The sequence below is a fragment of the Shewanella hafniensis genome (assembly GCF_019655335.1).
GTDB classification, from domain to species: Bacteria; Pseudomonadota; Gammaproteobacteria; order Enterobacterales; family Shewanellaceae; genus Shewanella; species Shewanella hafniensis.
On sequence record NZ_BPFD01000223.1, the window covers coordinates 1 to 482 of the forward strand.

Annotated in this window: 1 protein-coding gene; it reads right to left on the minus strand. The window is 47.5% G+C overall.

Going from position 1 to position 482, the window contains the following annotated elements:
- A partial coding sequence (locus K5Q99_RS23165; protein WP_220778141.1) for a hypothetical protein occupies positions 1-482 on the minus strand: 482 nt, incomplete at both ends.

Consider the following 482-nt stretch of genomic DNA (forward strand, 5'->3'; position numbering starts at 1 on the left):
TCCTTCTCTCCCTCTCTCCCTTCCTCTTCCCCTGTTCGCCTTCCCCCTCCCCCTGGCCCACCCCCCCCCGGCCTGTTCCCTTCGGCCCCCTTCCTTTCTTTTTCCTCCCTCCCCTCCTTTCTTTCCCTTTTTTCCCCCCTTTCCTTTTCCCCTCTTCCTTCTCTCTCTTTTCCCCTTTCCTCTCCCCTTCCCCCCCTCCTTTTCCCCTTTCTTCTCCCTTTTCTTTCCCTCCTTTCTCCCTCTTTCTTCCCCCTTTCTTTTTTTTTCTCCTTTTTCTTCTTTCTTTTCTTTTCCTTCTTTTCTTTCCTCTTTTTCCCTTCTCTTTTTTCTCTTTTTTTCTTTTTTTTTCTTCCTCCTCTTTTTTCTCCTCCCCCCCTTTTCCCTCCTTTTTTCTTTTCCCCCTCTTTCCTCTTTCTTTCGTTTCTTCTTTCTCCCTTTTTTTTTTCTCCTCTCCCCCTCCTCTTTTTCCTTCTCCTCTCTTT